Genomic DNA, 19,609 nt, shown 5'->3' with positions numbered 1-19,609 from the left:
TTCCTATTTATTTGTTTGTTTAATTAAATTTTCAATTTTTTCCGCATACTCAAAAGATTCATCTTTTCTAAAAAGTAATTTTGGTAAAAATTTTATGATAATCTTCTTTGAAAGAATTTTTCTTATCAAAAAAGAATATTCTTTAAGTTTATTTATAACTTCATCAGCATCTTTGCCTCCCAATGGAAGCACATATGCTTTTGCAATTTTAAGATCTTGACTCATTCTAACTTCAGTAACTGTTATTGTGTTTGTTTCTAAATTTGGAACTTTTGCTTCATTTCTTAAAAATATCATGCTCAATGATTGTTTTATCATTTCTCCAACTCTTAGTTGTCTTTGTGATATTGGTTTGCCTATTCTGTCAGCCATTATATTGATCTTTCTGTGGACGTAACATTAAATGCCTCTATTGTATCATTTTTTTGAAAATCCATATAATCTTTTAGAGTAATTCCACATTCTTGGCCATTACTTACCTGTTTAACTTGGTTTTTTTCTCTAAAAATTGAGCTAATTTTCCCAGTATAAATTATAGAACCATCTCTGATAACTCTCACATCTGATGTGCTTGTAATTTCTCCCTCAGTGATTTTGGAACCAGCTACTTTACCTGCTCCTGAAACTTTAAATATTTCCAAGATCTGTGCTGTGCCAATTATTGTCTCTTGGACATCTGGAGATAACAGTCCTGACATTCTTTGTTTAATATAGTCAAGAACTTCATAAATAATATTGTACGTGGAAATTTTAATTCCTTCATTCTCTGCCAACTTTTTGGCCTCTTTACTTGGCTTAACATTAAAAGCAATTAAAACTGCATTTGATGCTTTTGCTAAAGTTACATCTGTTTCAGTTACCATACCAATATCAGCTAAAATTATTTTTGGCTTAACCTCTTCATGTTTAATCTGGGTTATTGCATTTTTAATTGCCTCAGATGAACCATGTACATCTGATTTAATAATTAAATTCAATTCCTCAGCTGTTTTATCTGAAAAAGCTGATTCTTGAGATGCAAATGATAATGGATTTTTTCCATCTTTACTCTCTTGAGCTCTATTTTCACTCAAAGTTTTTGCTTCTTTTTCAGAATCTAAAACAATGAAATCATCACCAGATTTAGCAGCGCCATTAATCCCTAAAATTTCTACGGGCGTAGAAGGAGGTGCCTCATCAATGTTTTTTCCTTTATCATTTATAATTGCTCTAACTTTTCCCCATTTTAAACCACTAACAAAAAAATCACCTTTTTTTAAAGTTCCCGATGTTACAATAACAGTAGCAACTGGTCCTCTACCTACGTCTATCTTAGACTCTAAAACTACACCAGTAGCTTTTGATTCAAAATCTGTTTTTAAATCTAAAATTTCTGCTTGAAGAGAAATAGCTTCAATTAATTTATCTAAATTTAATTTTGTCTTAGCTGATATTTCCACCATCAATGTTTCTCCAGATAAATCTTCAGCTATTAACTCATGTTCTAAAAGTTGATTTTTGATTTTTTGAGGATCTGCTTCTGGAAGATCACACTTGTTAATAGCAACTACAATAGGAACATTTGCGGCTTTTGCATGATTTATCGACTCCACAGTTTGTGGTTTTACTCCATCATCTGCTGCTACTACTAAAACTACAATATCGGTTAACTTAGATCCTCTAGCTCTCATCTCTGTGAATGCTGCGTGACCAGGGGTATCAATAAATGTCAATTTATCTTTTCCATTTTCAATCTGATAAGCTCCAATGTGTTGGGTTATGCCTCCAAATTCTCCTGAAACAACATTAGCGCTTCTTAAAACATCCAAAACGGAAGTTTTTCCATGATCGACATGTCCCATTACTGTAATTATAGGAGCTCTATTTTTTAAATTTTCTGTACGAGATTCTTTTATTTTTTGGATTATCTCCTCTGCTTTTTCTTCTCTAATTGGATTGTGCCCAAATTCTTTTACCAAAAATTCTGCTGTATCAGCTGCCAAAGTTTGATTTATTGTAACTGTAACACCCATACCAAAAAGATATTTAATTACATTGCTTGATTGTTCCGCCATTCTATTTGCTAATTCTCTTACAGTGATAGCTTCTGGAATATTGATATCTCTTTTAATCGGTTTTAGATTTTCTTTGTCGTCTTCTTTATTTGCATTTTTAAGCTCTTTTTGTCTTGCTCTTTTAACAGAAGCTAAACTTCTTTCTCTTGTTTCTATTTCATCACTTAAAGCCCTTGAAACTGTAAGCTTAGTATCTCTTTTTTTATTAGTATCAAGTTTACTTTTTTTATCTTTATCATTTTCACCTTTTAATCTCTTTGTTGCTCTTTGCTCAGCAAGTTTTCTTTTTTCAAAATCACTTAATGTTGATGGAGAGCTAGCGGGAAACTTTGGTTTAAAACCTGTGCTCTTCCCAAAATTATTACCTGAGGGTTTGAATCCAGACCCTGTAGACTTTCTAAAGCTGTTGTTACCAGTTGGTTTATTAAAACCTCTATTAGAGGATGATAAATCTTTTCCCTGAGGTTTTGAAGAACTAAAATTTTTAAACGATTTTTTGGGACTTCCTGAAATAGTTAGTTTGGTTTTTTTTTTTTCCATTTCTCATCCCTAATCTTTGTAAATTATGTTTCTTGCTGACATTATAAGCTCATCAGCTTCATCTTTTGATAAAGCAAAATCTTCTAAATAACCTTGAATTTTCACTCTTTCACCTTTGACAACATCAAAACCACCTGTAAGTTCATCTGATGCAAGATCTGCAAAATCCTCCAAAGTTAAAATTTTTTGTTCACCTAGAGTCATAAGCATACCAGGTGTTAATCCTTTTAAACTTCTTAGATCTTCAGAAAGTCCTAATTCTTTTATTTTTTCAGAAATCTCTGCTTTATCTTTTTCATGAAATTCTTTTGCTCTTTCTATAAGCGCTTTAGCAGTATCCTCTTCTATACCTTCTATCTTAGTTAAATTTTCTAATGGACTATCTTTAATGTCATCAATTGTAGAGAATCCTTCTGCTACCAAAAGTTGACCAAGTGTTTCATCGAGTTCTAAGTTTTTAACAAAATTATCTGTTTTTTCTTTAAACTCTTGTTGTCTTTTTTCAGAGTCTTCTTGATCAGTCATAATATTAATTTCGTAATTAAGTAATTTTGTTGCAAGTCTAACATTTTGACCTCTTCGACCGATAGCTTTACTCAAATTTTCCTCATTGAGAATTACATCCAGTTTTTTTCTTTCTAAGTCCACATTTACTCTTTGAACTTCTGCAGGCGAAAGTGCATTTGAAACCAATACTGCTGGATCCTCAGAGAAATTAACTATATCAATTTTCTCTCCTTGCAATTCATTTACCACTGCTTGAACTCTTGATCCTCTCATACCAACACAAGCACCCACAGGATCTAACGATGTGTCAACCGCTCTAACACAAATTTTTGCTCTACTTCCTGGGTCCCTTGAAGAAGATTTAATTTCGATCAATCCATCATATATTTCTGGAACTTCTTGAACAAAAAGTTTTTCCATAAATTTAGGATGTGCCCGTGATAAAAAAATTTGTTGACCTCTTGGTTCTCGTCTTACATCATAACAATATGCTTTTACTCTATCACCTGCTTTAACATTTTCTCTTGGTATCATCTCATTTTTTTGAATTATTGCCTCAGTTCTTCCAAGATCAACAATTACATTTCCAAATTCTAAACGTTTTACAATTCCACTAAGAATAGAATCTTTTTTATCGATAAAATCATTGTACTGTCTTTCTCTCTCTGCCTCTCTAACATTGAAACTTATAACTTGTTTTGCAGTTTGAGCAGCTATTCTTCCAAAATCAAAAGACGGTAATGGTTGTAATATTTCATCTCCAATTGTCTTTGATTTATTTTCTTCATTGATACTTATTGCATCTGCTAATTTTATTTCTGTATTCGTATTTTCTGGATTTTCTACAACTGTTAATTTCCTAAAAAGTTCTATATCTCCACTGTCTCGGTTGATTACAACTTTAATCTCATTGTCCTGACCAAATTTAGATTTTGCTGCTTTCGCAATACCTGTTTCCATTGAACTTATAATAAGTTCTTTATCTATAGATTTTTCTAACGCTACTGCTTCGGCTATTCTTAGTAATTCTAATTTATCTGCTCTTTTATTTAACATATTTTAGTTTGCTCCAAAAAAAAATGGGCTAACGCCCATTTTGATAATTCAATAATGTGGCTGAAATATATTAGAGAATTTTAATTAATCAATAAAAACTATTTAGAAAAAATGTCTGTTTTATCTGTATTTTCCCATGAAAAAGCTCCATTTGATTCGGGTGTTCTTCCAAAATGGCCATAGGCAGCAGTTTTTTCGTAAATTGGCTTATTTAATCCCAGCATTTCTCTAATGCCTCTAGGACTTAGATCAAAATTTTCATTAATTTTATTTACAACAAATTTATTTTTTTCAATATCATTATCAAATAGGTCAACATAAATTGATAAGGGTTTAGAAACTCCTATTGCATAAGCTAATTGAATTAAGCATTTGTCTGCAATTTTAGAGCCAACAACATTTTTGGCAATATATCTTGCTGCATACGCAGCTGATCTATCGACTTTTGTAGGATCTTTTCCAGAAAAAGCTCCGCCTCCATGTGGTGCGGCACCACCATAAGTATCTACAATGATCTTTCTACCAGTTAAACCACAATCACCATCAGGCCCACCAATTACAAAATTTCCTGTCGGATTTACATAAAATTCTTCCTCATTAAAACCTTCTAAAAATTCTTTTGGTATTGATTTCAACATATAAGGTCTCAGAAGTTCTCTTACATCGTTTTGATTTACATCAGGAGAATGTTGAGAAGATATTACAACTGATTTTACTTTAACTGGCTTACCGTCAACATATTCAAAAGTTACCTGGCTTTTAGAATCTGGTTCAATATTTTTTAATGTTCCTGATTTTCGGTCTTCTGCCATCAATCTTAAAATTTTATGTGAATAATGAATAGGTGCTGGCATTAACACATCTGTTTCATTACATGCGTAACCAAACATTATTCCTTGATCACCAGCTCCCTCATCTTTATTACCAGATGAATCTACACCCATTGCAATATCGGTAGATTGTGAATGTAAATGACTTTCTATTTTAGTAGCGTCTTTCCAAGTAAAGCCATCTTGATCATACCCTATATCTTTTATGCAATCTCTTACCTTTGAAATTAACTCATCCTTATTAATTTCTGGTCCACGCACTTCACCAGCTAGAACAACTTTATTAGTAGTCGTCAGAGTTTCACAAGCTACTCTTGAATAAGGGTCACCTGACAGAAATGTATCAACTACCATATCTGAAATTCGATCAGATACTTTGTCGGGATGCCCTTCAGATACTGACTCGCTAGTGAAAAGATAATTTTTTAAGTTACTCATTTTTCATTCTATTAAATGAAAACGTTAAAAAAATATACAATAAAATCATAACGAAAAAAATTTTATTACCATATGTGGAAAACATGGTTGTTTTAAAATCTCTTTTCTTATTAAGGTCAATATAACCAGAAACACCATAATCTAGCTTTTTTTCAACTTCTCCTAATGGATTTATTATTGCTGCCATTCCATTGTTGCTAGATCTTAAAATATATTTTCCACTTTCAATTGCTCTAAAGATACTGTGGCTAAAATGTTGTTTTGGTCCAATAGAATTGCCAAACCATCCATCTTCAGAAATATTGAGAATAATATCAAAATTTTTTTTTTTTGAAAGATTGCCAGTATAAATCATCTCATAACATATAAGTGGTAAGAAATTTATATTAAAATTTGAGTTTTGTTTTAAATCAATTATCTCTCTATTTTGCCCTTTTGAAAACGACCCAAAATTATTTGTTATTGTTTCTAAACCCAGCTTGTTTAAAGTTTTCTCAAAAGGTAAAAATTCTCCAAAAGGAACTAGATTGACCTTGTTGTAATTACTTAACAAGTTTAAGTTATTATCGAATATAGATAATGAATTAAAAAACTCATAATTATCATTATTTAACTCTCTATTTGTAATTCCAAGAGCTATAATATGATTTTCATTAAACTTATTTGTAAATATATCTTTATATAATGACATTGTGTTAGTGTATGAGTTTGGAATAATACCTTCTGGCCATAAAAAAATTATTTTTTTACTGAAGTCTGGTGCGCTAAGATTTATTAGCTCTATAATTACTTTTTCAGGGTCTACATTATAATAAAATCTATCTAAACTTATATTTGATCCTAATACCCTAATAGTATGAGGCATCTCCCTTAGATCTTTATTAACAAATATTTTTTTTTGATTATTTCCATAAATCAAAAAAAAAATGGGTAAAAGAAATAAGAATAGACAAATACCAATCTCTTTCTTTGAATTTCTCAATACAAACAAGGCAGGAGCTGTAAAAAAACTTAAAACAATTAAGTTTAATGAATAAGTTCCAATTAAAGATAAAACGCTTAAAAAAGTTATTTTATCAGAGAAACTATAAACAATTAAATTCCACGGAAAACCTGTAAAAATAGTTCCTCTTATAAATTCAACCAATCCAAAAAGTAATGTGAAGAGAAAAAAGGCACTGATTAAATTTTTAGGTCTTAAAAATTTAAAAGTAATAGTGATTAACCCATAAAATATTGCCAAAAAAGATGGAATTATAATTAATGCAAACGGTATCAAGAATATAAATTGATCTTCAAATGTTAACGATATCGTAATCCAATATAGATTTGTTGAAAAAAATCCAAAGCCAAAAATCCAACCATAAAGAAAGAATTTTTTATAATTAGTCTCATTCTCTAATTCTTTAAATAAAAAACTAAAAAAAATACTAAAAGTAAAAAAATTTATTATAAAAAAATTATATGGTGGCAAACTAAAAGAAGAAATGACACCCAAAATAAATAAAAAAAATAATTTTGCTAAAGATTTTTTTTTCAATTTAATTCAAAAATTTTTTTACTTTATTAAAGATATTTTTTTCTGCTGTTTGCATTTTTTTATAATCATTATCATTAATATGATCATAACCTAACAAATGTAAGAAGCCATGTATAAAAATTTTTACTGTTTTTTCAGTGAATTCTTTATTTGCTAGATTTTTTGGATCATTCATATAATTGAAACTAATTATGATATCTCCTAAATAAAATTCTTTCTTGCTCATAATCTTTTGCTCAAAAGGAAAAGACAATACATCTGTGTGTTTATTCTTTTTTCTAAATTTATGATTTAAAACTTTAATGTTTTTATTGTTTGAAAGTAGAAGTGTTAAGTAAACTTTTTTATTTAAAAATTTAAATTTATTAGGAAAATATTTGATAATTTTATTAAATAATAACTCTTTCTTCTTTATCTTTTTTGACCAAGATTTTTCTTCTGAAATGACATTAACTTTGATCATTATTGTTATATGCTTTAACAATTTTTGAGACCAAGGGGTGTCTTACAACATCTGAATGATCAAAATCAATAACTGAAATTTCACTTAAATGAGATAGTATCTTTTTAGATCTATCCAAGCCTGACATATTTTTATTAGGCAGATCAATTTGAGATGGGTCTCCATTAACTACAATTTTTGAATTTTCACCAATTCTTGTAAGGAACATCTTTATTTGAGTTTCTGTAGCATTTTGTGCTTCATCTAAAATAGCAAATGAATTTTTTAAAGTTCTTCCTCTCATAAATGCTAGAGGAGCAATTTCAATATCTCCAATTTCTATCATTCTTTGAATTTTTTCAAAATGAAAAAGATCGTAAAGTGAATCATATAAAGGTCTTAGATATGGATCGACCTTTTCTTTCATATCTCCAGGCAAAAAACCCAATCTCTCTCCAGCTTCAACAGCTGGTCTAGACAATATTATTCTCTCAATTTTCTTTTCTAATAGCATTGTTAATCCTACTGCCACAGCTAAGAAAGTTTTTCCTGTACCTGCTGGGCCTGCAGAAATAATTATTTCACTCTGTCTTAAAGCCCTAACGTATTCTTTCTGTTTCTCAGATCTTGGAATAATTGATTTTTTTGGTGTTTTTATAATATCAGTTACATTGGTATTTTTTACTTTTTCATTAATCATAAATTTATCTATAGATGATATGATATCTTTTTGTTCAATACTTTCATTGTTAATAAATTGATTTGCTAAAAATTGAATTGCATTTTTAATTATTTCATTTTTATCAGGTGTTGATTTTATTAATATTGAATTTCCTCTAGAATAAATGCTTGCTCCAGTAAGCTTTTCTAACTCTTTTAAATTTTTATTAAATTCACCAACTACACCCATTAACAAATCATTTTCATGAAAAATTACACTCAAAGAATTATTTTCTGAATAAACAAATTTCAAAGAAGATTGGATATCTTTTTTAATTGTATTACTCAATTTAAGCTACTTTTTGTTCTGATTTTCTTACTTTTTCACCAAACAATGTGTTTTGATTACTATTGTTAATTTTTACTTTTATCACTTTTCCTACATCTTCATCATTACCATCAAATATAACTGAAGTCATGTACTCAGATCTACCAAAAAACTTGTTATTTTCTTCAGTTTTATTTTCAACCAAAACATCAATTTCCTGATTTTCTAAAGATTTATTCATTAAAATTTGATGTTCAAATAATTGTTTTTGGACTTTTTCTAATCTTTCTTTTGAAATTCCTTTATCTATTAATTTTAAATTTGATGCTGCAGTTCCTGGTCTTGGACTGAAAATAAAAGAAAATGAATTAATAAATTTAATATTTTTAATCAGTTCAAACGTCTCATTAAAATCTTTTTCTTCTTCACCAGGATATGCAATAATGAAGTCACTAGAAAATTCTATTTTAGAATTTAATTTTTTTAATCTTTCATAAGTTTTGATGTAATCGCTTATAGAATGCTTCCTATTCATTAATTTTAGAACTTTATCAGATCCGCTCTGAACAGGTAAGTGAACTAAAGGCATCAATTTTTTAGAAATCCCGTAAACTTCAATTAAGTCATCAGTCATATCTCTTGGATGAGATGTTGTGTACCTAATTCTTTTTATTTCTGGAATTTTTTCAATTTCAAGAATTAAATCAGATAATCTGTAATTATCATTGTTATAAGCATTAACATTTTGTCCAAGCAGAGTTATTTCCTTAACTCCATTAAAAGATAAATTTTTAGCTTCAGCTATAATTTCATTATAAGATCTAGAATATTCTGGGCCACGTGTATAAGGAACTACGCAAAAATGACAGAATTTATCACATCCCTCTTGAATTGTTAAAAAAGAAGATACTTTGCTTGAGCTATTTTTAATTTGATTAAGATAATTAAATTTTGCTTCAGCATCAAAATCTGTTTCCTCTAATTTTTTTTGTTTTTCAAAGTATTCCTCAATTCTTGAATTAATTTTATGATACGCCTGTGGCCCGATAACCAAATCAATATAGGGTTCTCTTTTTAACATTTCTTCATTCTCAGCTTGTGCAACACATCCTGCTATAATTACGAAAGGTTTTTTTTTTGATCTGAAACTTTTCTTTATTCTTCCAATATCATGATAAACTTTTTCTTTGGCCTTGTCCCTGATGTGACATGTATTTAAAAGATAACAATCAGTTTCTTCAAGCACATCTGTTTTTTCAAAACCAATTTTTTTAACGGTGTCAAATATACGATTTGAATCGTATTCATTCATTTGACAACCAAATGTTTTAATAAAAATTTTCTTCATGATTTTTTTGAGTTAATTTTTACTCCATATAACTCTAATTTATGATCTACTAATTTGTAACCATACTTCTTGGCAACTTTTTGTTGCAACTTTTCTATTTCATCATCAACAAATTCAATAATCTCTCCAGTTTTTACATCTATTAAATGATCATGATGACCTTCGTTTAATTCCTCATATCTAGCTTTGTCCCCTTTAAATTCATGTTTTGTCAAAATTCCACTTTCCTCAAAAAGTTTTACAGTCCTATAAACTGTGGCAATACTAATTTTTGAATCTATTTTTGAAACTCTTTTATATAGTTCGTCAACATCTGGGTGATCTGTTGATTTTGACATAACTTGAGCTATTACACGTCTCTGATCTGTAAGTTTTACCCCTTTTAATAAACATTTTTCTTCAATGGTTTCTGACATAGTTAGTTTTAACCTGAATAATCAGGATTAATCAAATTTTTTTTAATCTTATATTTTTTACAAAAATCTGGAATATTTTCATATTTAACATCATCTTCTTTTTTAAAATCATTAAAACTAAAACAAAAATAATCTGTATTATTAATTAAATTTATTGCTTTCACAGTTGATAAAGAATTTCTAATGCCTGCAAAACTACCTGGACCTCTATTTACATATATTTCAGAGATATTTTTTAAATTTTTCTTATGTTTCTCTAAAAATTCATTAATTAGGATTGATAACTTTTCATAATTAATTTTACTATTTTCATGTTCAACTTTATGAATATTATCATCATTGATGAACATTAAAAAAATTTTCTCATTTGCAACATCGATTATTAGTTTTGTCATTTGCTATTTTCATTTATCATTAAACTCTATTGCATCTGAAAATGATAGTAAATTTTTTTCAAATGATAAGGGTGTTCTGTCTTTGATGTATCATCGATTTAATGAAAATAAATATCCTTCAACAAATATCGGAATGAATGTTTTTGATGAACAAATGCAAATGATTAAAAATCTAGGATATAAATTTTATGATCCCAAGCTGTTTGAGGAAGAATTTAATATAAGTAAAAAAGAAAAAAAAATATTAATCTCAATAGATGACGGTTTTAGTTCGTTCTACAATGAGGCATGGCCATATTTAAAGAAAAATAATATTCCATTTATTTTATTTATTTCAACTGAACCAGTTGGAAAAAATGGTTATATGACATGGGAACAAATTATAGAAATTGAAAAGTCACCCTTAGGCACAATTGGACATCATTCTCATACCCATGAATATTTAATAGATTTTAGTAATGACGATTTTATAAATGATATTGAAACCGCTAGTAAAATTTTTAAAGAAAAGCTTGGTTATACTCCCTCCATATTTTCTTATCCCTTTGGAGAATATTCAAAATTTATGAAAAATTATATTGCTGAAAATTTTTCTGTTGCGTTTGGACAACATTCTGGTGTCATTGATTTAAATAAAGATAAATTCGAACTACCAAGATTTCCTATAAATGAAAAATATGGAGACTTAAAAAGATTCAAATCTGTTATCAATTATAACCCCCTTGAATATAAATCTATCAAACCAGAAGAAAAAAAAATAAATAATAACTCAAACCCTCCTGAGTTAATAGTTGAGTTTTTTGATGAACAAACAAATATCAATAATATTACTTGTTATTCTAATGATGGTGGTAATTGGAAAAAAACGAATTCTACTTTTGAAAACAATATAATGAAAATAAAATTTGAAAAAAAGTTTTTACCAAGAAGAGGTAGAATTAATTGTTCGTTAAATGATAAAGGTAAATGGCGTTGGTTTGGGACTCAATTTACTGTAAGAAATTAAATTAAACTTTCTAATTTTTTGCTAGATGGTAATAATTTAGCATCATCAAAATCTTCTAAATTATTTTGTTCAATAATTTTTTGTAAAATTTCTACATATTTTGTTCCAGTTTCTGCATACTTATCTAAATAAGCTGATAATATCATACTATCTAGTTTTTTTCCCTGAGCTCTTAATTCCGCTCTTGCTTTTCTAAATTTTTTATAAGACTTATGTGTATTTAAGTTTCTTTGATAAGCTCTCACAGAAGCTTGTAAAATATTAAATTTCATAACTTTGTGACCTTCTGATATGTCTGCTTCTTTTGGTTTTAAACCTTCTCCAGACCATGTCCATTGACCAAATAATGCATTACCCTCTAATGCAAATCTTGAAGTTCCCCACCCTGTTTCTTTAGCTGCTTGAGCCAAAGCTAAAGATGTGGGTATTTCGTCCATTCTTATTTTTAACGTTGAAAGATCTTTAGAACTAACTCCGTACTGTTTGTATTTCTTATTTAGCCATTTTTTTTCAACTTCAGAATTATTTGATTTATTAATAATACTAAACAGTTTTATTCTATCTATTTTAATCTTATTGTTCTCTTCCAAAACCAAAGGTAGTACAATTTGCAAAAAAAGTTCTTTCCTTTTTTTTGTATTTTCAATTTCTTTAATTTCATATGGTAACCATGTGAGTGCAACTGGTTTTACCAATTTATTTTTTCTTACATCGGCAAGACTATATTTTGTATCTTCAAATAATTGTTTTATTGTTGATGCACTTAAACGAACTGAATCATTATCAAGATCATTTAATGTTAAAATATCTGACAGCAAATCCTTTTCATTAAAAACTTCTAATTCTTCATTGTTTTTTTTATTTTCATCAATATTTTTTCCATCAAGTTTGTAAACCATTATTTTTCTTGATTCGTTCTTAAACTCACCTGTGAAAACATCTTCATCTAAAAAATTAATTACTATAGGGGCAGTATAAAAAAATAATAATATAAAAAGACAAGATATTAAAGTTCTACCAAAAGTACTTGTAACTCTACTACCCAACAAATAGACAGTTTCGGTTGTTTTTTTTTTATAGTTAAAATTAATAAACTTCAAATTTTTCATTCCACAGCTTCTACTTCTTTCACTTCTTTAATATAATGTTTAAGTAAATTTTGAACACCTTGCTTTAAAGTCATAGTTGAACTAGGGCATCCAGAACAGCTTCCTTGTAATTGAACTTTTACTATTCCATCTTTAAATTCTTTAAATTTTATATCTCCTCCATCTTTAGCAACTGCAGGTCTAATTTTTTGATCTAAGATTTTAATAATGTTTTGTTCAGTTTCAGAAAAATTTGAATTTTCTTCATTTAAATCTCTATCTATTACAAACTCTTTCCCATCTGAATAAAAATCATTGATTAGAGAAATCACTATATGTTTAATTTCTTCCCAATTAATATTTTCGACTTTGTTAATTGATATAAAATCTTTTCCTAAAAATATTCCTTCAACTCCATTTATTGATAATAAATTTCTTACCAATTCATTACTAACATCATCTTTTTTAGTTATTTCAAAAGAACCATTATTTGAAACTTTTTTCCCAGGTAAAAATTTTAATGAATTTGGATTTGGTGTTATTTCTGTTTGTACAAACATATCTTTTATATAGCCATTAAACTTTAAATTATAACTTGTTAATAAAAAAATTAATAAAAACCAACTATTTCCTTTAATCTATTAACTTTTTTTGAGGCTAAATCATTAGCTTTTTCATAACCTAAATCTAAAATTTTATCTAAATATTCCTGATTGGACATCAGCTTGTTTATTTCTAATGATATAGGTTCAATTTTATCAACTAAAACTTGAATTAATACTTCTTTAAATTCAGAAAAATTTTTGCCCGCAAATTCTTTAACTGAATTTTCTAAACTAGTCTCATTTAGGCTTGAATAAATACTAAGCAGATTTTTTGCTTCTGCTCTGTTTTCTAATTCTGTTACATTATTAGGTAGAGGTAAAGGATCAGTTTTAGCTTTTTTTATTTTTAATATTATAGAATCTTTATTATCTGTTAAATTAATCCTGCTCAAATCAGATACTTCAGATTTACTCATTTTTTTTGTTCCATCTCTTAAACTCATTATTCTAGAAAATTCTTTTTGAATTAATGGTTCAGGAATTTTTAAAAAATTGTCTTGATCAAAATCATTGTTAAATTTTTGAGCAATATCTCTACTTAACTCCAAATGTTGTTTTTGATCTTCGCCAACTGGTACATGTGTTGCATCATACAATAAAATATCTGCAGCCATTAAAACTGGATAAGAATATAAACCAACGCTTGCCTTTTCTTTATCTTTTCCTGCTTTTTCTTTAAATTGGGTCATCCTACTCAACCAACCCATTCTAGCTACACAACTAAAAATCCATGCTGCTTCTGCATGGGCAGAAACTCTTGATTGATTAAATATTATATTTTTTTCAGGATCGATCCCACTTGCTACAAAAGTTGCAACAGTTTCTCGAATATTTTCAGTCAATAATCTTGGATCTTGTTTAACAGTAATTGCGTGAAGGTCTACAACGCAGTAAATACAATCATTGTTTGAATCGTTTCCTAATTTTACAAAATTTTTTATTGCACCCAAATAATTGCCTAAATGCAAATTACCAGTAGGTTGAACACCTGAAAAAATTTTTTTAGTCATAATAAATTAATATTTAGCTCTAATATCACTTAATTTAAATGCTTTAATTAAAAAAGAAACCAAAAGATAAAAAAGAATACTTAAAAATACAAAAATCAAAATAAAAATTGCTTTTAATGAATAATCATTATGTAAATAATAACTAAATTCTGTAATCATAAAATAAAAAAATATTCCCATTACAAGAGAAGCAAATATTATTTTAATAAATTGAATTAAAAAGTTTTGGTTAAATTTAAACATGTCTTTATTTAGTAAATACAAAAATAAAACAATAGTGTTAAACCATGATGAAACTGAGGTTGCAATTGGTATAATTATAAAACCTATTTCTTTGAAATAATACACACTTATGAAAACGTTTAATACTACTGAAACTAAAGAAATATAAAAAGGAGTTTTAGTATCATTGTTTGCAAAGAAGAAACTTGAAAATATCTTTATTAGAGCAAATGCTGGTAAACCATACGCAAAATAAAAAAGAGCTTTAGAAGAATTTATTATTGATTGCTCATTAAAAGATCCATATCCAAACAAAGCTGATACTATTTCTTCAGAACCTAGGAACAAAGCTATAGAGGCTGGTAATGATAAAAATAGACAAAGTTCGATTGATTTATTTTGGATATGATTAATTTTTTCTTTGTTTTTTGATTGAATATATTTTGATAGTTGTGGAAGTATAACTACGCCCACAGCAATTCCAGCTATCGCTAAATTTATCTGATAGATTCTATCAGCATAATATAAATATGAAACAGCTCCTGCTTGGAAGGATGCAATTATAGTACCAATTAAAACATTTATTTGGGTTACACCTGCAGCAAAAATACTTGGAAATAATTTTCTGAAAAAAAACTTAATTTTTTGATTAAAATTAATTTTAAAAGATAAATTCAGTGAGAAATATTTTTTAACAAAAATATATAAAAATAATAATTGTATAATTCCACTAATTGTTACTGCATAAGACAATTGGTAAACAAGTTGATCTCCAATGTTTGCTGAAATTAATAATGTAATTATCAATATCAAATTTAAGATAATTGGAGATGCAGCTGCGGCTGCAAATCTATTATTTGAATTTAATATTGCAGCAAAAAAAGATGCTAAAGATACAAACAATAAGAAAGGAAAGGTAATTCTCGTTAATTTAATTGCTAAATCTATTTTTTGATCATCTTCAATAAAGCCTGGAGCTAACAATGAAACAAAAAATGGTGCAAATAATTCAACTATAATAACCAAAAGAAACAGTGCTATTAATAAAATATTAAATACTTGATTTGCAAACTTATCAGATCTTGTTTTTCCTAATCTTTGTTCAGATGTATAACTTGGTATAAATGCAGCGTTAAATGTTCCTTCTGAAAATAATCTTCTAAATGTATTTGGAATTCTAAATGCCACAAAAAAAGCATCTGCTATAAAACCTGTTCCTAAAAAGAATGCTATTAAGATATCTCTTATATATCCAGATATCCTGCTTAATACAGTAAAGAAACTAAATGTGCCTGTTGACTTAATCAAGTTCATAAATCATATTAGTCTTAATTTAGTCCTATTTGTACATATAAATACCAAAAATGAAAAAAACAAAAGCTGATCATTACACTGATAAAGAAGCATTAGAGTTTCATACTAAAAAGAAACCTGGCAAGATTGAGATTGTTTCATCAAAAAATATGACAACAAAAAGAGATCTTGCTCTTGCATATTCTCCTGGAGTAGCAGTTCCTGTAAAAAAAATAAGTGAAGATCCTGAGTCTGCTTATGATTACACAAGTAAGGGTAATTTAGTGGCCGTAATTAGTAATGGATCTGCAATTTTAGGATTGGGTAATTTAGGAGCACTTGCTTCTAAACCAGTAATGGAAGGGAAAGCTGTATTATTTAAAAGATTTGCAGATATAGACTCAATAGATTTAGAGATTGATTGCTCAGACGCTAATGAAATAATTCAAAGTATAAAAAATTTTGCACCCAGTTTTGGAGGTATAAATTTAGAAGATATAGCGGCACCAGATTGTTTTATAATTGAACAAAAATTAAAAGAAATTTTAGATATTCCTGTCTTTCATGATGATCAGCATGGAACTGCAATTATAACAACGGCTGCCTTAATAAATGCTTTAGATATAAACGGTAAATCAATTAAAGATATTAAGGTAGTAGTGAATGGAGCTGGTGCATCTGCAATAGCTTGCACAGAATTATTTAAAAGAACAGGTGTACCTCATGAAAACATAATTATGCTTGATAGGAAAGGTGTGATTTATAAAGGTAGACCAGAAAAAGTTGATCAATGGAAATCAAGACATGCAATTGAAACCAAGAAAAGATCTTTAGAAGATGCGATAGATGGGGCGGATGTTTTTTTAGGTTTATCTGCTAAAGGTGCTTTACCAAAAGCTCTCGTAAAAAAAATGGCAAAAAATCCAATTATATTTGCCTGTGCAAATCCAGATCCAGAAATTACTCCTGAAGAAATTGAAGAAGTAAGAGATGACGCAATTATAGCAACAGGAAGATCTGATTATCCAAATCAAGTAAATAATTTGATTGGTTTTCCATATATTTTTAGAGGTGCTTTAGATGTGCGATCTAAAACAATCAATGAAGAAATGAAAATTGCTGCAGCTCATGCTATTGCTAACTTAGCAAGAGAGGATGTACCGGACGAGGTGGTGGCTGCAATGGGTGGTAACAGGCCTCATTATGGTAAAGAATATATTATTCCCTCAACTTTTGACCCAAGATTAATAAGTGTTATCCCTGCTGCTGTTGCAAAAGCTGCAATGGAAACAGGTGTGGCAAGAAAAGAAATAAAAAATTTTGATACTTACAAAGAACAATTAAAACAACGATTAGATCCTACTGTTACAATAATGAATGGAATAAATAATTTAATCAAAAATAAAAAAAAGAAAATAGTATTTGCTGATGGAGAAGATGAAAATACTTTGAAAGCTGCAATTGCTTTTAAAAATTCTAAATTAGGTATTCCTATATTGGTAGGAAAGGAAGCAAAGATTAAAGAACAAATCGAAAAAATTGGCTATGATGATCACTTTGATTTTGAGATAACAAATTCAACAGACAATTCAAAAAGGGAAAAATATACAAAATACTTATTTAAAAAACTACAAAGAGAGCAAGGTCTTTTGGAATGGGATTGTGACAGACTAGTAAGAAATGATCGTGTAATTTGGGCATCATGCATGGTTGCTTGTGGCGATGCTGACGGTGCTGTAACCGGAAATACAAGGCGTTTTGGTGCCTCTTTAGAGAAAGTACAACAAGTGATAGGCGCAAGAGCTGGGGAAATAATGTTTGGATTAAACCTTGTAGTTCATAAAGGAAAAACAATTTTTGTTGCTGACACGAGTGTTCATGAATGGCCAACCTCCCAACAGCTATCTGAAATCGCAGTTTCAGCAGCAAGAGTAGTTAGATTATTTGGATTTGATCCAAAAGTTGCTTTTGTTTCTCATTCAACTTTTGGACAACCAGTAACAAGCAGGACAGAACAAATCAGAGAAGCTGTGGAAATTTTAAAAAATAAAAAAGTAGATTTTGAATTTGATGGAGATATGCAGCCAGATGTTGCCTTGAATGAAGAATATAAAAAATTATATCCTTTTTCTAAAATTGTAGGTAATTCAAATATACTAATTATGCCTGGTCAGCACGCAGCATCTATATCTTATAAAATGATAAAAGCATTTGGTGATAGCAAAGTAATAGGGCCTTTGTTAATTGGTTTAGGTTTGCCGATAGAAATAGCACCACTAAGATGTTCAACTTCAGAAATTTTAAACTTAGCCTCTATCGCAGCTTACTCATCGGATATTATTGATTATAAATTGGAAAATTAATTTTTTTGAATTCTAAGATCCTCAAGTAACATAATACTAGCAATTACATCTTCTACATCTAATATTTCTTTTGCTTCTTTAATTACAAGATCTTTTTCATCTAATGTTTGAGCTATACCATAAATAAATATTTTCTTTTTATAGGTATCAATTTGATAATTGGTGGCTTTTATTTCTTTATTCAAAATAATAGCAGTTCTTAATTGAGAAGTTATTAATAAATCTTTTGCTGATTGCGAAAAATTAAATTCTTCCTTAATCTTAATATCATTTCTAACTGATCTAACTCCTTTAGTTTCCCAAGCTAATTTGGTTAATTGCAATTTCTCTTCAGGGTCATCAACAGTTCCTGTTAAAAAAATTCTCCCATCAAGTACTTTGGTTTTTACTTTAAGTAAATGGTTTTTGTCTCTTAAGAGGATTTTAGTTTTCAAACTTTTCTCCATAATAGAGTCATCTATTTGAGTTCCTACAGATCTTGGATCGAATGCAACACTTACACCAGTACCAAAGATACCTTTTGAAGCTACTCCTGCGCAGCTCGTAAGAAATAATCCAATGATTAATAATAATATTATCTTAATTTTCATTCTTAATTTTTAAGCAATAATTATAAACATCTTTTTTTGAAATTTTTTTATCCAAACAAATTAATGAAGTAATTTCTTTAATACTCAATTTTTTTATCATTTTGTTAATTTTATTCTTATCTGATTCACTTAAAGTTTGCGAAGATTTTTTTTCATTAATTTTTTCAGAGATTACTACTGTAACCTCTCCTTTTAGTGTCAGTTTGGATATATCAATTTCTCTAACGGTGCTTCTGATAAATTCTTCATAAATCTTTGTCATCTCTCTGCAAATCAAGATATTTCTTTCTAAAAAATATTTTTTAAATTCTGTCAAAGCTTTAGCTAACTTTTTTGCTGAAACAAAAAACACTATCGAACAATCAAAACTTGAAAGTTTTAATAAATCATTATTTAAAATATTTTTTTTTTCAGGCAAAAAACCATAAAAATAAAACTTTTCAGAAAATCCACTTACAGAAGTTGCACTTGTAACTGCTGAAGGGCCTGGAATTGGAACAATAGTAATATCATTTTTTATACATTCATTTACTAAAAGTTTTCCTGGATCAGAAACAACTGGTGTTCCAGCATCAGAGATCAAAGAAATTAAACTGCCTGCCTGTAACAGTTTGATGATTTTTTCTAAACTTTTTGCTTCATTAAATTTATGATAAGAAATTAGGTTTGAATTTATATTGTACCTTTTTAATAAGTTTTTAGAAACCCTAGTATCTTCACATAAAATGTGATCTGAATTTTTTAATATCTCAATTGCTCTAAGAGTTATATCCTCTAAATTTCCAATAGGAGTTGATATTAGATAAAGACCTTTTTTAAACTTATTATTGTCAGATTTAAAATTTAAGCTCATTTAGAAAATAAATTGTTATAATACT

The 19,609-nt window shown here is 28.4% G+C and carries 18 protein-coding genes; 2 read left to right on the top strand and 16 right to left on the bottom strand.

The window, feature by feature from the left end; all coding sequences use genetic code 11:
- Window positions 1–3: 3 nt before the first annotated feature.
- From rbfA to ACTT9U_RS02705, 10 genes are all read right to left on the bottom strand, one after another.
- Window positions 4–372, bottom strand: a complete 369-nt coding sequence (gene rbfA / locus ACTT9U_RS02750) for a 30S ribosome-binding factor RbfA (protein ID WP_440931664.1) — start codon at window positions 370–372, stop codon at window positions 4–6.
- Window positions 372–2,594 carry a translation initiation factor IF-2 gene (infB, locus tag ACTT9U_RS02745; protein ID WP_440931663.1) on the bottom strand — a complete coding sequence of 741 codons (2,223 nt, stop codon included), beginning with the start codon at window positions 2,592–2,594 and terminating at the stop codon, window positions 372–374. Before infB ends, rbfA begins: the two co-directional genes overlap by 1 nt.
- 9 nt (window positions 2,595–2,603) lie before the next feature.
- Complete coding sequence (gene nusA, locus ACTT9U_RS02740; RefSeq protein ID WP_440931662.1) at window positions 2,604–4,157, bottom strand: transcription termination factor NusA; 1,554 nt, start codon at window positions 4,155–4,157, stop codon at window positions 2,604–2,606.
- A 98-nt stretch (window positions 4,158–4,255) separates the two neighbouring features.
- Complete coding sequence (metK, locus tag ACTT9U_RS02735; protein ID WP_440931661.1) at window positions 4,256–5,425, bottom strand: methionine adenosyltransferase; 1,170 nt, start codon at window positions 5,423–5,425, stop codon at window positions 4,256–4,258.
- Entirely contained in the window at window positions 5,418–6,965 is a 1,548-nt protein-coding gene (lnt, locus tag ACTT9U_RS02730) for an apolipoprotein N-acyltransferase (RefSeq protein WP_440931660.1), read from the bottom strand. The genes metK and lnt overlap by 8 nt, the downstream gene beginning before the upstream one ends.
- A 1-nt stretch (window position 6,966) precedes the next feature.
- Complete coding sequence (ybeY, locus tag ACTT9U_RS02725; RefSeq protein WP_440931659.1) at window positions 6,967–7,428, bottom strand: rRNA maturation RNase YbeY; 462 nt, start codon at window positions 7,426–7,428, stop codon at window positions 6,967–6,969.
- Complete coding sequence (locus tag ACTT9U_RS02720; protein WP_440931658.1) at window positions 7,415–8,416, bottom strand: PhoH family protein; 1,002 nt, start codon at window positions 8,414–8,416, stop codon at window positions 7,415–7,417. The genes ybeY and ACTT9U_RS02720 overlap by 14 nt, the downstream gene beginning before the upstream one ends.
- A 1-nt stretch (window position 8,417) precedes the next feature.
- Window positions 8,418–9,743 (bottom strand): tRNA (N6-isopentenyl adenosine(37)-C2)-methylthiotransferase MiaB, encoded by a 1,326-nt coding sequence (gene miaB, locus ACTT9U_RS02715; RefSeq protein WP_440931657.1) that lies wholly within the window; start codon window positions 9,741–9,743, stop codon window positions 8,418–8,420.
- Entirely contained in the window at window positions 9,740–10,159 is a 420-nt protein-coding gene (locus ACTT9U_RS02710) for a Fur family transcriptional regulator (protein ID WP_014953905.1), read from the bottom strand. The genes miaB and ACTT9U_RS02710 overlap by 4 nt, the downstream gene beginning before the upstream one ends.
- Window positions 10,160–10,167: 8 nt before the next feature.
- Window positions 10,168–10,509: a peptidase M22 gene (locus tag ACTT9U_RS02705; protein ID WP_440931656.1), complete on the bottom strand. Its 342-nt coding sequence runs from the start codon at window positions 10,507–10,509 to the stop codon at window positions 10,168–10,170.
- Between ACTT9U_RS02705 and ACTT9U_RS02700 the strand changes: the two genes are divergently transcribed.
- Window positions 10,502–11,560: a polysaccharide deacetylase family protein gene (locus ACTT9U_RS02700; protein ID WP_440931655.1), complete on the top strand. Its 1,059-nt coding sequence runs from the start codon at window positions 10,502–10,504 to the stop codon at window positions 11,558–11,560. The two genes, ACTT9U_RS02705 and ACTT9U_RS02700, sit on opposite strands and share 8 nt — an antisense overlap.
- Here ACTT9U_RS02700 and ACTT9U_RS02695 read toward each other — a convergent pair.
- From ACTT9U_RS02695 to murJ, 4 genes are read right to left on the bottom strand one after another with little or no spacing between them, the layout of a single operon-like run.
- Window positions 11,557–12,669, bottom strand: coding sequence for a glucosaminidase domain-containing protein (locus tag ACTT9U_RS02695; RefSeq protein WP_440931654.1), 1,113 nt, complete (start codon window positions 12,667–12,669; stop codon window positions 11,557–11,559). The genes ACTT9U_RS02700 and ACTT9U_RS02695 overlap by 4 nt on opposite strands.
- Entirely contained in the window at window positions 12,666–13,208 is a 543-nt protein-coding gene (locus tag ACTT9U_RS02690; protein ID WP_440931653.1) for a NifU family protein, read from the bottom strand. Before ACTT9U_RS02690 ends, ACTT9U_RS02695 begins: the two co-directional genes overlap by 4 nt.
- A gap of 50 nt (window positions 13,209–13,258) precedes the next feature.
- On the bottom strand, window positions 13,259–14,263 hold the full coding sequence (gene trpS / locus ACTT9U_RS02685) for a tryptophan--tRNA ligase (RefSeq protein ID WP_440931652.1): 1,005 nt from the start codon (window positions 14,261–14,263) through the stop codon (window positions 13,259–13,261).
- A gap of 6 nt (window positions 14,264–14,269) precedes the next feature.
- Window positions 14,270–15,799 carry a murein biosynthesis integral membrane protein MurJ gene (murJ, locus tag ACTT9U_RS02680; RefSeq protein WP_440931651.1) on the bottom strand — a complete coding sequence of 510 codons (1,530 nt, stop codon included), beginning with the start codon at window positions 15,797–15,799 and terminating at the stop codon, window positions 14,270–14,272.
- A gap of 50 nt (window positions 15,800–15,849) precedes the next feature.
- On the opposite strand from murJ, the gene ACTT9U_RS02675 reads away from it, so the two are divergent.
- Entirely contained in the window at window positions 15,850–18,141 is a 2,292-nt protein-coding gene (locus ACTT9U_RS02675) for an NADP-dependent malic enzyme (protein WP_440931650.1), read from the top strand.
- On the opposite strand, the gene ACTT9U_RS02670 is transcribed toward ACTT9U_RS02675, so the two are convergent.
- Window positions 18,138–18,731, bottom strand: a complete 594-nt coding sequence (locus tag ACTT9U_RS02670; protein WP_440931649.1) for a BON domain-containing protein — start codon at window positions 18,729–18,731, stop codon at window positions 18,138–18,140. The genes ACTT9U_RS02675 and ACTT9U_RS02670 overlap by 4 nt on opposite strands.
- Window positions 18,721–19,584: a 16S rRNA (cytidine(1402)-2'-O)-methyltransferase gene (gene rsmI, locus ACTT9U_RS02665; RefSeq protein WP_440931648.1), complete on the bottom strand. Its 864-nt coding sequence runs from the start codon at window positions 19,582–19,584 to the stop codon at window positions 18,721–18,723. Before rsmI ends, ACTT9U_RS02670 begins: the two co-directional genes overlap by 11 nt.
- Window positions 19,585–19,609: the final 25 nt, after the last annotated feature.

This window comes from Candidatus Pelagibacter sp. (assembly GCF_052049975.1).
Classification (GTDB): Bacteria; Pseudomonadota; Alphaproteobacteria; order Pelagibacterales; family Pelagibacteraceae; genus Pelagibacter.
Note: the sequence above shows the minus strand (reverse complement) of the source record. Positions and strands in the feature narration are given on the sequence as shown.

What these genes read in the sequence shown, in the direction of transcription:
- rsmI (WP_440931648.1), bottom strand. Translation starts at nt 19,584, where the DNA reads ATGAGCTTAAATTTTAAATCTGACAATAATAAGTTTAAAAAAGGTCTT.
- miaB (WP_440931657.1), bottom strand. Translation starts at nt 9,743, where the DNA reads ATGAAGAAAATTTTTATTAAAACATTTGGTTGTCAAATGAATGAATAC.
- ACTT9U_RS02675 (WP_440931650.1), top strand. Translation starts at nt 15,850, where the DNA reads ATGAAAAAAACAAAAGCTGATCATTACACTGATAAAGAAGCATTAGAG.
- ACTT9U_RS02695 (WP_440931654.1), bottom strand. Translation starts at nt 12,669, where the DNA reads ATGAAAAATTTGAAGTTTATTAATTTTAACTATAAAAAAAAAACAACC.
- nusA (WP_440931662.1), bottom strand. Translation starts at nt 4,157, where the DNA reads ATGTTAAATAAAAGAGCAGATAAATTAGAATTACTAAGAATAGCCGAA.
- ybeY (WP_440931659.1), bottom strand. Translation starts at nt 7,428, where the DNA reads ATGATCAAAGTTAATGTCATTTCAGAAGAAAAATCTTGGTCAAAAAAG.
- murJ (WP_440931651.1), bottom strand. Translation starts at nt 15,799, where the DNA reads ATGAACTTGATTAAGTCAACAGGCACATTTAGTTTCTTTACTGTATTA.
- ACTT9U_RS02690 (WP_440931653.1), bottom strand. Translation starts at nt 13,208, where the DNA reads ATGTTTGTACAAACAGAAATAACACCAAATCCAAATTCATTAAAATTT.
- ACTT9U_RS02710 (WP_014953905.1), bottom strand. Translation starts at nt 10,159, where the DNA reads ATGTCAGAAACCATTGAAGAAAAATGTTTATTAAAAGGGGTAAAACTT.
- metK (WP_440931661.1), bottom strand. Translation starts at nt 5,425, where the DNA reads ATGAGTAACTTAAAAAATTATCTTTTCACTAGCGAGTCAGTATCTGAA.
- ACTT9U_RS02670 (WP_440931649.1), bottom strand. Translation starts at nt 18,731, where the DNA reads ATGAAAATTAAGATAATATTATTATTAATCATTGGATTATTTCTTACG.
- ACTT9U_RS02705 (WP_440931656.1), bottom strand. Translation starts at nt 10,509, where the DNA reads ATGTTCATCAATGATGATAATATTCATAAAGTTGAACATGAAAATAGT.
- ACTT9U_RS02700 (WP_440931655.1), top strand. Translation starts at nt 10,502, where the DNA reads ATGAACATTAAAAAAATTTTCTCATTTGCAACATCGATTATTAGTTTT.
- trpS (WP_440931652.1), bottom strand. Translation starts at nt 14,263, where the DNA reads ATGACTAAAAAAATTTTTTCAGGTGTTCAACCTACTGGTAATTTGCAT.
- rbfA (WP_440931664.1), bottom strand. Translation starts at nt 372, where the DNA reads ATGGCTGACAGAATAGGCAAACCAATATCACAAAGACAACTAAGAGTT.
- infB (WP_440931663.1), bottom strand. Translation starts at nt 2,594, where the DNA reads ATGGAAAAAAAAAAAACCAAACTAACTATTTCAGGAAGTCCCAAAAAA.